Annotated in this window: 13 protein-coding genes and 1 tRNA gene; 10 read left to right on the top strand and 4 right to left on the bottom strand. The window is 49.2% G+C overall.

The features are described 5' to 3' along the window. Positions 1-181 precede the first annotated feature (181 nt). The 3 genes from AC3DOM_RS04600 to AC3DOM_RS04590 are packed head-to-tail and all read left to right on the top strand — an operon-like array spanning position 182 to position 2,042. Positions 182-976: a SagB/ThcOx family dehydrogenase gene (locus AC3DOM_RS04600; RefSeq protein ID WP_487917849.1), complete on the top strand. Its 795-nt coding sequence runs from the start codon at positions 182-184 to the stop codon at positions 974-976. 59 nt (positions 977-1,035) lie between these two features. Next, positions 1,036-1,722 (top strand): nucleotidyltransferase family protein, encoded by a 687-nt coding sequence (locus AC3DOM_RS04595; protein ID WP_487917848.1) that lies wholly within the window; start codon positions 1,036-1,038, stop codon positions 1,720-1,722. Beyond that, a complete protein-coding gene (locus AC3DOM_RS04590) occupies positions 1,719-2,042 on the top strand; it encodes a HepT-like ribonuclease domain-containing protein (protein WP_487917847.1) in 324 nt (107 codons plus the stop codon). Before AC3DOM_RS04595 ends, AC3DOM_RS04590 begins: the two co-directional genes overlap by 4 nt. A gap of 305 nt (positions 2,043-2,347) precedes the next feature. Here the strand turns inward: AC3DOM_RS04590 and AC3DOM_RS04585 are convergent, their stop codons facing one another. Together AC3DOM_RS04585 and AC3DOM_RS04580 are read right to left on the bottom strand one after the other, a co-directional pair. After that, positions 2,348-2,497 (bottom strand): hypothetical protein, encoded by a 150-nt coding sequence (locus tag AC3DOM_RS04585; protein ID WP_487917846.1) that lies wholly within the window; start codon positions 2,495-2,497, stop codon positions 2,348-2,350. 138 nt (positions 2,498-2,635) lie between these two features. Beyond that, positions 2,636-2,706 (bottom strand) — tRNA-Gln (locus tag AC3DOM_RS04580). Positions 2,707-2,823: 117 nt separating this feature from the next. Here AC3DOM_RS04580 and AC3DOM_RS04575 point away from each other — a divergent pair. Beyond that, positions 2,824-4,584: a glutamine--tRNA ligase/YqeY domain fusion protein gene (locus AC3DOM_RS04575; protein WP_487917845.1), complete on the top strand. Its 1,761-nt coding sequence runs from the start codon at positions 2,824-2,826 to the stop codon at positions 4,582-4,584. A 174-nt stretch (positions 4,585-4,758) separates the two neighbouring features. Here the strand turns inward: AC3DOM_RS04575 and pth are convergent, their stop codons facing one another. After that, positions 4,759-5,337, bottom strand: a complete 579-nt coding sequence (gene pth, locus AC3DOM_RS04570; protein ID WP_487917844.1) for an aminoacyl-tRNA hydrolase — start codon at positions 5,335-5,337, stop codon at positions 4,759-4,761. Between the two features lie 336 nt (positions 5,338-5,673). On the opposite strand from pth, the gene AC3DOM_RS04565 reads away from it, so the two are divergent. After that, the gene (locus AC3DOM_RS04565) at positions 5,674-6,048 is read left to right on the top strand and encodes a roadblock/LC7 domain-containing protein (RefSeq protein ID WP_487917843.1); all 375 of its coding nucleotides are present in this window, start codon (positions 5,674-5,676) and stop codon (positions 6,046-6,048) included. Positions 6,049-6,145: 97 nt separating this feature from the next. Next, on the top strand, positions 6,146-7,756 hold the full coding sequence (gene pyrG / locus AC3DOM_RS04560) for a CTP synthase (protein ID WP_487917842.1): 1,611 nt from the start codon (positions 6,146-6,148) through the stop codon (positions 7,754-7,756). 47 nt (positions 7,757-7,803) lie between these two features. On the opposite strand, the gene AC3DOM_RS04555 is transcribed toward pyrG, so the two are convergent. After that, positions 7,804-8,499 (bottom strand): lysophospholipid acyltransferase family protein, encoded by a 696-nt coding sequence (locus AC3DOM_RS04555; protein WP_487917841.1) that lies wholly within the window; start codon positions 8,497-8,499, stop codon positions 7,804-7,806. 86 nt (positions 8,500-8,585) lie between these two features. On the opposite strand from AC3DOM_RS04555, the gene eno reads away from it, so the two are divergent. From eno to AC3DOM_RS04535, 4 genes are all read left to right on the top strand, one after another. Continuing rightward, complete coding sequence (eno, locus tag AC3DOM_RS04550) at positions 8,586-9,869, top strand: phosphopyruvate hydratase (protein WP_487917840.1); 1,284 nt, start codon at positions 8,586-8,588, stop codon at positions 9,867-9,869. 67 nt (positions 9,870-9,936) lie between these two features. Next, positions 9,937-10,860 (top strand): carboxylating nicotinate-nucleotide diphosphorylase, encoded by a 924-nt coding sequence (gene nadC, locus AC3DOM_RS04545; RefSeq protein WP_487917839.1) that lies wholly within the window; start codon positions 9,937-9,939, stop codon positions 10,858-10,860. A 31-nt stretch (positions 10,861-10,891) separates the two neighbouring features. After that, positions 10,892-11,923 (top strand): quinolinate synthase NadA, encoded by a 1,032-nt coding sequence (gene nadA / locus AC3DOM_RS04540; protein WP_487917838.1) that lies wholly within the window; start codon positions 10,892-10,894, stop codon positions 11,921-11,923. Positions 11,924-12,027: 104 nt separating this feature from the next. After that, a partial coding sequence (locus tag AC3DOM_RS04535; RefSeq protein WP_487917837.1) for an FAD-dependent oxidoreductase occupies positions 12,028-12,890 on the top strand: 863 nt, incomplete at its 3' end.

Genomic DNA, 12,890 nt, shown 5'->3' with positions numbered 1-12,890 from the left:
ATATTAAACTTTTGCCCTTTTGAGGAGGGGCAATCTACCTTTTTGCAGTGGAGTCTATAGTGGTTGCCATAATATTCCTTCTCCGGGAGACGAGTTATTTTCTAGATTTGTTTTTCTTGTCTGGTGTAAAATAGGGTGGTTGTCCACAATACTATTTAATTCAAATCCAGGCGGAGGAAAAATGAATCACGAAAAATCAATGGAGATATATCATCAACTGCTTAAAGGGGATGAATGGGCAGATGATTTCGACGAATTCAATACCGACCAACAACAGGGCCTGACACGGCCAGATGTGCAAAAACCCTGTCCAGCAGATGCCCAAACCTTCAACCTGATCCCCCCAGAAGATTTTAAGATCGGCAACACTCCGGCGATAGACGTGATCCGCGGGCGTCTCAGTCATCGCCACTTTAAAACTGAAACGCTCTCCTTGGAAGAACTGTCTTTTCTGTTGTGGGCAACCCAGGGTGTCAGGGAGGTGGATATGATCGATGGAATCACCTATTATCGTCGCAATGTACCCTCTGGCGGCAACCGCCACCCCTTCGAGACATACCTCAGCATCCACCGGGTGGGTGGATTTGACGCAGGGCTTTATCGCTACCTTCCCATAGACCACAAACTGGTGCTTGAGAGAATAGATCCTGAGATCGCTCAACAAGTGAACGAGGGCTCCTTGATGCAGAATGCACCTCATGCTGGGGAGGATTATTATTTTATCGCCGAGAGTTCGGTGGTCTTTATCTGGACAGCAACCCCCTACCGAACAGAATGGCGGTATGGCCCAGCAGGCCCCAAGCTGGTCGCGATTGACGCCGGGCATGTCTGCCAAAACCTATATACCGCCTGTGGGGCGATCGGGGCGGGAACCTGTGCGGTGGGGGCTTTTAACCGAAAAATAATGGATAAGGTTCTAAACATAGACGGCGAAAAAGAATTTTCGGTTTATATGGCCCCTGTTGGGAAGGTATAGGTAAAATAGAAAAAATATGGTGAGGCTGCCTGTTCTCAGAAACCTGATTCTAAGCAAAGATGATCGACCGAGAAGGTATTGCGGCGAACAAAACTTTTTTTCAGGAGGTCTTCATGCTGGAAGGTCATGTTATTGGTGGGGTTGGTTTAATATTATTAGGTATATTTATCGCTCTGGGTCGATTTCAACGTTGGGAATGGGTAAACAACCACCATAAAGTACAAACGGTTGAGAAGATATTGGGTGAGAAAGGGGCAGATAATTTTTACTTGATTTTAAGCATAGGTAGTGTAGTCTTAGGCATTCTGACTGCCCTAAAGGTTATTGGTAATCATATTTCCACATCCTTCATGCCGCGAGAAAAGAGGGCGAGACGGCAGGACAGGTGCTGGTGGCAAAGGATTCAAATCAACACTCTTTGTATTATAATTCCTGTGAGGTTTGTCATGCATCTAAATGAATTGAAGAAAATTAGAGGGCAGCTTTATCAAATTGCTGCCAGACATGGGATTGCTAAAGTCTACGTCTTTGGTTCTGTAGCGCGTGGGGAAAGCAGTGAAATCAGCGATCTTGATCTCCTCGTTGAGATGGAAACTGGCGCATCCGCTTTTGGGGTTGGCGCATTTCAATTCGAAGCCCAAAAGCTCCTCGGGGTTCAGGTTGATGTCATTCCAACCTTTACCCTACCAAAAATTGAAGATAAAAACTTTGTTCAATCCGTGCAGGCAGAAGCAGTTGCTTTATGAAAGATAATAAAAGGCTGCACGATATCCTTGATGCGATAATAGCGATTGAATCCTACGCTCTTTTCAGCTACGAAGAATTCATCGCAGATCATAAAACCCAGGATGCCATTTTATATAATCTGATCGTTATTGGTGAGGCGGCCAATCAAATCTCAGAAGCGTTTCAGGAGAAATTTCATAAAATCCCTTGGGCTTCCATGATCGGCACAAGAAATATCATTGTTCACGGTTACGATCAAGTCAAATTACAAATCGTCTGGGAAATACTCCAACGTGATTTGACACAATTGAAATCAGAAATTACCAAAGTTATTGATTAAAAGCAATTATGTCCATCTGTTAATCCAAATGGCTCCCGAATGGGAGTCATTTTTTCCTTCGACTATACTTAATCTCCATGCCGGTGGTAAAGGATTCAAAGGCTACGACCTGTTCGAGCGGTATCCTAGCTTCCCCAACCTTCTCCATCATAATATCGGGTGCCGCGGTGGCCCTTACCTGGATACGGCTTTTCGGCCTTTTCCCCGGGAGTTTTTACAAAGATCAGGCTGCGGGCTTTCCCGGATGAGGGGTTAACAGCCCCAAATTCAATCCGGGTGATCTGGCAGCGTCCCACTACCATATCCTACCAGATTGTGTAGACATAATCGCCGACATTCAGGCGTGATGGTTTTCCCGCCATGTGAAATTCAAATTCCCCTGCGCGTCCATCATAAAGGGCCTCAACAGCTTCGATACCGTCTTTTTGGGGGATGGTTTTGGTTATACCGCTCATTTCTATTCTCCTAAGAATTAATTCATCCTAAAATCAATTGAAGTAAATTGTACCGCGTCAAGGTCTGTGAGATGGTTTTAGATGTTGAAAAACGACTACCCAAACCCAAAAGGCTCCCGATTGGGAGCCTTTTATGTGCTGGGGGCAAAGGATTCGAACCTCTACTTACTGTTCCAGAGACAGCTGTCCTACCATTAGACGAGCCCCCATTTCAGCGGCAAGATTTTACCATGCCCCCCATAATACGTCCAGCAAAAGACACTCATAGCCTTCTTCTTTGTTATAATTCGCCCACGCTTATTCTATAGATCAAGGATTTATCCATCATGACAGAAGAGATTAACAAAACCTCCCATTTTATCCGCGAAGCCGTCGCCGAAGATTTGGCATCCGGACGCTTTAGCAGCATTGCCACCCGCTTCCCGCCAGAGCCGAATGGCTACCTGCATATCGGGCATGCCCGCGCCATTATCATCGATTTCAGCATCGCCGAGGAAAATGGCGGATTCTGTAACCTGCGCTTTGATGATACCAACCCCACCAAAGAAGACGTGGAATATGTGGATGCGATCAAGGAAGATATCCGCTGGCTGGGTTACGAATGGAAAAATGAATTTTACGCCTCCGACTACTTTGACCAGCTTTATGAATATGCAATTGAGTTAATTAAAAAAGGCAAAGCCTACGTTGATGAGCAAACACAGGATGAAGTCCGTAAAAATCGAGGCTCCCTCACCAAGCCTGGCGTTAACAGCCCCTACCGCGATCGTCCCATTGAAGAAAACCTGGAACTATTTAAGGCCATGAAGGAGGGCGAATTTGCGGATGGCTCGGTCGTGCTGCGCACCAGGATCGATATGGAATCCGGGAATATGAATATGCGCGACCCTGTCCTCTACCGCATCCTGCATAATCCACCCCATCACCGCACCGGCGATAAATGGTGCATCTACCCGATGTATGATTTTGCCCATGGTCAGAGCGATTCCATTGAGAGGATCACCCACTCGCTCTGCTCGCTTGAATACGAAGATCACCGCCCCCTTTACGAATGGTTCCTGGAAGAATTGGGGATCTTTAAAACCCGTCAGATCGAATTTGCCCGCCTGGGTCTGACATATACAGTGATGAGCAAACGCCGGCTGGTCAAATTGGTCAAGGAAGGTCTGGTCAAAGGCTGGGATGATCCCCGCATGCCGACCCTGACCGCCTACAGACGCCGTGGCTACACGCCAGAAGCGATCCGCGCCTTTGTCGAGGCAACCGGGGTCGCCAAAAAGAACAGCACTGCTGATGTGGGCTTGCTTGAGCACCATATCCGTCAGGATCTGAATAAGCGCGCCGAACGGCGGATGGCTGTCCTCGATCCGCTCAAGGTCGTCATCACCAATTATCCTGAGGGGCAAACTGAGATTCTGGAGGCGACCAATAATCCGGAGGATGAATCAGCTGGAACGCGACAAATTCCCTTCTCGCGGGAATTCTATATTGAAAAAAGCGATTTCAGTGAGGATCCCCCAAATAAATATTTCCGGCTCGCCCCCGGACGTGAGGTTCGCCTCCGTTATGGATATTTTGTCACGGCGACCGATTTTGTTAAAGACGAGTCTGGCGAGGTAACGGAAGTCCACTGCACCTATGACCCTGAGACAAAGGGCGGCTACGCCCCGGATGGACGCAAGGTCCGCGGTACCATTCACTGGATCTCGGCAGAAGATGCAATTGATGCCGAAGTCCGCATTTATGACCGGCTCTTCACTGTCCCCAACCCGATGTCCGCTGAGGAGGGGAAGGATTTTACAGACTATCTTAACGCCGATTCGCTTGAGACCGTAAAAGGCTGCAAATTGGAACCAGGCCTGAAAGGCGCGCGTCCCGGTGACCGCTTCCAGTTCGAAAGGCTGGGATATTTTGTCGTCGATCCCGATACGACCGATGGGAATTTGATCTTCAATCGCACTGTCACCCTGCGTGATACATGGGCCAGGATCGAGAAAGCGCGCGCGAGCGAAAAAATGGAAGAGAATCGGCGCCGAAAGCAGGAACAGAAAAGAAAGCAGAAGGAAGCGGCAAAGAAAGCTGGTTAGAAAGTTACAGGTTTGAAAGTTGGAAAACAAGTCAGTCTCTGAGCGGAAGTGAAGCGTAGCGAAACTGTAGACGACTTGTACTCGAAAGGGCGAAGAGCGTATTTTTAATAACTCGTCCTTCGACTGCACTCTTCCCGTTGGTCATCGCTCCGCCCAGGAGCTGACAGCTGAACTTTAAGCAGTATTGCCATTAAACTCGTTCATCGCCTCATCAATCCCCTCATCAATGAATTTGAAGGCTGCATCTGCGGCACGATCAAGAGTCTCTGAAAGAAGCATTTCATCCCCTATGGAGAAGTTTTGGAGCACATAGGCGGCCGGATCCATCCGTCCGGGCGGGCGCCCAATCCCCAGGCGTAAACGGGGGAAATCCGGCGTGCCAAGCTGTTCGATTGTCGATTTGATCCCTTTTTGTCCACCCGCCCCGCCATCCGGGCGCAAACGAATTGTGCCAAATGGCAAATCCAGATCGTCGTGGGCAATCAGCAAATTTGAGAAGGGCAATTTATAAAATCGAGCCAACCCCTGCACCGCCTGCCCAGAGAGATTCATAAAGGTCTGTGGTTTGGCTAGGATCACTTTGGTATCTTGATGACGGGCTATACCCACCAAGGCTTTTGATTGCAAACGCGTCATTTTGGCATCCAGACGGATAGCCAAACGATCGATCAACATAAAGCCAATATTATGGCGATTTTCGCGGTAGTCACGACCCGGATTTCCCAGGCCAACGATCAGATAGGTGTCAGTCATATTATTTACTCTTCTTTTTTACAACGGCTAAGTTTAACACAAAGCAGCCAATATGCTTTGAGCGTCCCGCAGGTTTATGTTTTTCAAGTACATGAATCATGGGAACCTGAGGGACGTTTTACTCCAATTAAATCAACTGCCTTTAGTGAATATCCTTTTTATCGAAGAGGGTGCGACACACTCCTGCTTGAGTGAAGATCCTGAAAAATTTAATATGACCTGTTAAAATGGAATATATCAAGAAAATAAATGATTGGGCAAGCTCTGATGATTTGATTTTATGGTAAACTCATTCCGAAATATAAACACGCCCGAAGCAATGGAGGCTCCTCTCGGATGAGCAAATCTATCAGCGAACAAATGGTTGAAAGTCTACGCGAAATGCAGTCAGCCGCCCCCGATATCGAAGCATCGGCGGTCGTTTCTGTAGACGGACTCATTATAGCTTCCGCTTTACCTGACGAAGTCGAGGAAGACCGTGTTTCAGCCATGTCTGCTGCCATGCTTAGCCTTGGAGAACGCATCGCCGGAGAGCTCGGCCGCGGCGGTCTTGACCAGGTTTATATCAGAGGCGACAATGGTTTTATCATCCTGACCGCCATTGGCGAAGAAGCAGTCCTCACCGCGATGGCACGCAAAAAAGCAAAACTTGGACTGATCCTCCTTGAAATGCGGCGTGCTGCCGAAACTCTTACAAAGTTGGTGGGATGAAAAACCCATCTCATTCTCACTCCAAAATAAACCCCATGCGGGGAGGAGCCGATCAGCGGCCCTCCCCGCATCTTTTTTGTAAAATTACGAGGAAATTATGACACCAAAATATATATTTTTTACAGGCGGCGTTGTCAGCTCAGTAGGAAAAGGCGTTACAGCCGCGGCATTGGGCTTGCTGCTGAAGGAACGCGGATTCAAAGTCTCGGTCCAGAAGCTCGATCCCTACATCAACGTTGATCCGGGGACGATGTCCCCCTACCAGCATGGCGAGGTCTTCGTCCTCAATGATGGCGCCGAAACAGATCTGGATCTTGGGCATTATGAACGTTTTATTGATACACCCCTGACCCAGGTCAGCAACTTCACTTCAGGGCAGGTTTATGCCGAGGTGATCTCCAAGGAACGACGCGGCGATTATCTCGGCGGGACGATTCAGGTCATCCCCCATATCACCAACGAGATCAAACGCCGGATCGGGCTTGTCGCGAAAACGACTGGGGCAGAGATCGTCCTGGTCGAGGTCGGCGGAACAGTCGGCGATATCGAATCACAGCCCTTTATGGAAGCTATGCGTCAAATGAACCGTGAGATCGGCAGGGAAAATCTCTTTTTTGTTCATGTGACCTGGCTGCCCCATATCGGTGCAACCGGAGAATTGAAAACGAAGCCCACCCAACATTCTGTCGCCGAATTACGCGGGATTGGTATCTCACCAAATATGATCATCGCCCGTTCCGATCATCCTATGGAGCAAGAGCTGGTTGATAAAATCGCCCTCTTTTGCGATGTGGAAAAACGCGCTGTTGTCCCAATGACCACCACCAAGACATTATACGAGGTGCCTCTATTACTGGAAAAAACTGGCGTCGCAGACTTTGTTATCGAAAAACTTGGACTAAAAGCAAGTAAAACGCCAAAGCTCGGAGAATGGAAAAAGCTGGTCGAAAAAGTAAAGAAAGACAAGCCAACCATAAAAATTGCGTTGGTTGGGAAATATGTTGAATTGCAGGATGCCTATATGTCGGTCCGGGAGTCTTTACGTCACGCCTCCATCTCCCTCGGGGTTGAATCAGAAATCGAATGGATCCATTCTGCCGATCTTGAAAAGGGTAAACGCTTGGATGCGCTCAAGTCCGCAGATGGAATCATCGTTCCGGGCGGCTTTGGTACGCGCGGTATCGAAGGCAAGATCCTTGCCGCCAATTATGCCCGCGAAAATAAAATTCCCTATTTGGGATTATGCCTCGGCATGCAGTTGATGTGCATAGAATTTGCCCGTAATATTCTTGATTACGAAAATGCCAACTCGACAGAATTTGACCTGAATACAAAAGATCCGGTCATTGATCTGATGCTGGATCAGCGTGATATTACCGATATGGGGGGCACAATGCGCCTCGGTTTATATCCTTGCGTATTGAAAAAAGGCTCAAAAGCAGCCGAGGCATATGGCGTAAAGCAGGTCGAAGAGCGTCACCGTCACCGGTTTGAGTTTAACAATGCTTATCGTGACGAGTTTGAGAAAAAGGGGATGGTCTTCTCGGGCGTTTCACCGGATAATAAATTGGTCGAAATTTCAGAAATTGCCGACCATCCCTTTATGGTCGGGAGCCAATTTCACCCTGAATTTTTGTCACGCCCCATGAGACCACATCCACTTTTTCTAGGCTTTGTAAAGGCGACAAAAAAGAAAGCTGGCAGATAATCACCCCCAACTCGTAAACGAGCCATCCCCCTCGCTGGCGGGGGGGATCACAGAGGGGTTCCAAACCCTTCCGGCATCTCGGCATAAACTCCACGCATCTCTGGTGGGAGATTGGCCGCAATAGAAAACATGATCCTGTCCGTCAGGGCAAGAGCATCATCGCCTTCTTGCGGAAGTATGGGTGGGCAAAATATCACCGTGACCTGATTCCTCCTGGGGAACTCCCTGAAGAATTTATTGCTACCTATGATAGCCATCGGCATGATCGGGACATTTGCCTCCATCGCGAGGCGGGCAGTTCCTGTTTTGGCGAGACCAAGCCCCTCGCCTCGTGAACGCGTCCCCTCCGGAAACATGCCTAAAGTCTGCTCGTGAGAGAGCGTCTTTTTGGCGTGTTTCAGTGCCCAAAGATCCTTCCCCTGCCGATGAACGGGAAAGGCACCCACATTTCTCAGCGCGATATCCATGATCGGATTTTTGAATAATTCCGATTTTGCCATATAGAAAATCGGGCGGGGCAGACTGAGCTGCATGGGGAAAACATCAAAATTGGTGACATGATTTGCGGCAACGATTACAGGCCCCTCCTGCGGGAAATTACCCTTACCCTCGATTTTCAAATCCATAAAAATACGAAAAATATTCTTGAGGGTAAACACCAATCCCACCCGAAAGGGCGTGGCTACAAATTGGAATCTTTGCTTTTCACGGGGATCGATATTTGGGGAATTTAAAACTGGCAAACAAACCTCCAGAACAAATAAAAAGGGTTATACTTGCGATGCAAATTTTGAAGATAACACATATTAATTAACGCTTGGAGAAGCAAATGGATACTACGATTGTTGATATCTCTGCCCTTGAAATTCTTGATTCGCGCGGTAACCCGACTGTTGAGGTTGAGGTTGTACTCGCTGATGGTGCCTGGGGGCGCGCCGCTGTTCCTTCGGGCGCTTCCACTGGCACGCACGAAGCCCTTGAAATGCGCGATGGCGATAAAGATCGCTATCTAGGTAAAGGTGTTGCCAACGCCGTCGCAAATGTGAATGAAGAGATCGCCGATTCTTTCTTTGGATGGGATGCCTCCGAACAACGCGAAATTGACCAGGCCCTGATCGAATTGGACGGAACACCCAATAAAGCGCGGCTCGGCGCGAACGCGATCCTTGGGGTGAGTCTTGCCACCGCGAAAGCTGCCGCAAATTCACTGGGTCTGCCCCTGTACCGTTATCTCGGTGGGGTCCATGCCCATCTGCTCCCTACTCCGATGATGAATATACTAAATGGCGGCGCACACACTGCCTGGCAATCGACAGATGCCCAGGAATTCATGGTCATGCCTCTCGGTGCGCCAAGTTTTTCGGAGGGGTTGCGCTGGGGAGCGGAAATCTACCACGCCTTGAAATCTGTTTTGAAAGCGCGCGGTTATGCAACCTTGGTCGGAGACGAGGGCGGCTATGCCCCGGCGTTGAAAGCCAATGCTGAAGCCGTGGAAGTAATTCTCGAAGCGATTGAGAAAGCTGGCTATAAGGCCGGTGAAGAGATCGGAATCGCCCTTGACCCGGCCGCCTCTGAATTCTACGAAGATGGTCTCTATAATTTGCGTACAGAAGGAAAGAAACTTTCCAGCGAAGAAATGGTAGCCTACTGGAAAACCTGGGTCGATCAATACCCCATTGTTTCAATCGAAGACGGCCTTGCCGAGGATGATTGGAAGGGCTTTCAGTTGATGACCGCCGAAATGGGCGACAAGATCCAGATCGTCGGTGACGATCTTTTGGTAACCAACCCAGAGCGCGTCCAACGCGGTATCGACGAGAAAGCCGCCAATGCCCTCCTGGTAAAAGTCAATCAAATTGGAACGTTGACTGAAACCTTCCAGGCTGTAGAAATGTGCCACCGCGCCGGATGGAATGCAGTCACTTCTCACCGCTCCGGAGAAACCGAAGACGCAACCATCGCCGATCTGGCTGTGGCCCTGAACACCGGTCAGATCAAAACCGGCGCACCCGCCCGTTCTGACCGCGTGGCAAAATATAACCAGCTCTTGCGAATAGAATCCGAGCTTGGCGATACTGCCGAGTACGCTGGCTGGGGTGCTCTGAAGCGCTAGATAAAAAACCAGGTGACTGTGAGAAATCACGGTCACTTTTTTATTCTATTTCCAAGATAATGTCCTCATGAACAATAATTCTCTAGATAATAAGATTTACTCACATCTACCCAAACCGCTCCGGCATTTTTCCGTTGTACAGACTGTGGAATTGGCGCTGGCAGAAGATTTATCGGCCGATGGGGATCTCGAAATTAATCGGGCACAGCTCGCATCAAAGGATATAACCAGCGCAGCCACTCTCGATGCAGATGTGATTTTACATGGCAAGATCACCGCGAAAGCGAGCGGCATCATCGCTGGGCTGGATCTGGCCGCTGTCATTTTCAAATTTGTAGATCCAAAAATTGAATTCTCTGCAAATGTTCAGGATGGTCAGCAGGTAGAACCTGGAACGGTTCTGGCCGAACTTTCTGGCCCAGGCGTAGGGATGTTGGCTGCCGAGCGGACTGCACTAAACTTTGTAGGGCGTATTTCTGGCATTGCAACGCTGACAAGAAAATATGTGGATACAGTCGCTGGAACAAATGCAACCATCCTGGATACACGCAAGACAGCGCCCGGGCTGCGTGTGATCGATAAATATGCGGTCCTGATGGGCGGAGGCGAAAATCATCGGATGGGTTTACATGATATGATCCTCATCAAAGATAACCATATCGACGGCGCAGGCGGAATCGCGGAAGCGGTAGCAGGCGTACGTCAGCAGTATGGCACGCGCTACCTCATCGAGGTGGAGGTCAAAGATCTGGATGAATTAAATGAAGCCCTTTCGCTATTGCCGGAACGGATCATGCTTGATAATATGTCCCTGGATATGATGCGCCAGGCAGTCGAGATCACAAAAGGCCGAGTCCAATTGGAGGCCTCCGGAAACGTATCCCTGGAAACTGTCCGCGGGATTGCTCAAACAGGTGTGGATTTTATCTCGGTTGGCGCATTGACACATTCCGTACCAGTTTTTGATATCAGCATGCGGATGGTCGCGTAAATCGCAACTATTCCTTTTATTGGAGAACCTAATGACCTTTGAAACTTTTTATCAGGAAATGCAAGAGAAGCTCAAAAATGTCGTTCCTGAACCAGAAATATTTATCAAGGCCGAGATCGCCTGGGAAATCAACAAACTCAAGATTGAAAAGAATGCTGTCATTCTCGGGCATAATTATATGGAGGCAGCCCTCTTTCACTCGATCCCCGATCATGTCGGAGATTCTTTGGGACTGAGTCGCATCGCTGCTGAAACCGACAAAGATATCATCGTCTTTTGCGGAGTGCGTTTTATGGCCGAAACTGCCAAAATCCTTAACCCCAAAAAGACGGTGCTCCTTCCTGCAAAAAAGGCTGGCTGCTCGCTGGCAGAAAGTATTACGGCACAGGATGTCCGCGATTTACGGGAACGCTTTCCCGGTGTGCCAGTGGTGACCTATGTCAACACCTATGCCGATGTGAAAGCCGAAAGTGATATTTGCTGTACATCAGCTAATGCCAAGGCAGTCGTAGAATCCTTAAATACTGATACCGTCATCTTCCTGCCGGATGAATATCTCGCAGGGAATGTCGCCAAGGAGACGGGCAAGCATATTATTTTCCCCACACGCACAAAGAGGGCGAACGATTCTCTCCTGGATGTTCAGTTGATCGGTTGGCATGGACGCTGCGAGGTGCACGAACAATTTACTGTGAAGGATATCGAAGATATCCGCGCCCAATATCCCGACGTGGCGATTCTTGCCCATCCCGAATGCAGCCCGGAAGTGGTAGCCGCCTCCGACTTTGCCAGCAGCACGACAGCCATGATCCGCTACGTGGAAGAGAGCAATGCGCCTCAATATTTATTGCTGACCGAATGTGCCATGGGTGACAATATCGCTGCTGCTAACCCAGATAAAAATATGCTTGGCTTATGTCGCGTACGCTGCCCGCATATGAACGAAATTACCCTTGAAGACACGCTGGATTCTTTACAAAATATGCGCTATGTAATCGAAATCCCTGAAGATATTCGCATTCGCGCCGAGCGCGCAGTCCAGCGCATGATTGAAATTGGATAGACAGGAACCCCCCAGCCTCTGAGCGGAGTTCAGAGCGGTAGCGATGAACGTAGTCGAAGAGTGGCGCGTTAAAAACTCGTCCTTCACCCAATCGGGTACTACATATGCAAACAGACGTCCTCATCATCGGTAGCGGCATCGCCGGAGCAAGCGCTGCCTTGCGCCTGAGCGCAGACTCTCAACGCCAGATCACGCTCATTACCAGTGCACAAAGACCGATTGAAAGCAATTCGCAATATGCCCAGGGGGGTATCGTCGGGCGCGGGCAGGAAGATTCTTCCGATATGCTCAGGGAGGATATCCTCAACGCCGGGGATGGGATCTGCTTTCCCGAGGCCGTTGAAATCCTGGCAAAGGATGGGCCTGAACTCCTTCAGAAAATACTCATTGAACAGGTTGGCGTCTCATTCGACGAAAAAGAGAGTGGCGGGCTGGTCTACGGCCTCGAGGCGGCTCATTCGCGGCGGCGCATTCTGCATGTCGGTGATTTTACCGGCAAAGCGATCATGCGTGCATTGCTCCAAAAACTGGATGAGCAACCCAACGTCAATATTCTCACCGGGCAAACTGCGATCGACCTGATCACCTTCCCCCACCACGCCCGAAATCCCCTTGCCATTTATCAGCATCCTGCCTGTCATGGAGCCTACGTCTTTAATCAGAAAAACCACAAGATCTCACGCGTCCTGGCCAATAATACCATTCTGGCCTCTGGCGGTTTGGGACAAATCTTCCTCAATACTACCAATCCAAGTGGCGCCCGTGGCGATGGATTAGCGATGGCTTATCGGGCTGGAGCACGAGTCGCAAATGCTGAATACGTCCAATTTCACCCCACTGCAATGCATATGCCAGGAGTGACGAAATTCCTGATCAGCGAAGCTGTTCGCGGAGAGGGCGGCGTATTAATGACCCCAGGTGGACGAGCTTTTATGTCCCAATATTCCTCTAAATGGAAAGACCTTGC

Source organism: Candidatus Desulfolinea nitratireducens, from assembly GCF_982879505.1.
This window is presented reverse-complemented; position numbering and strand designations above follow the sequence as displayed.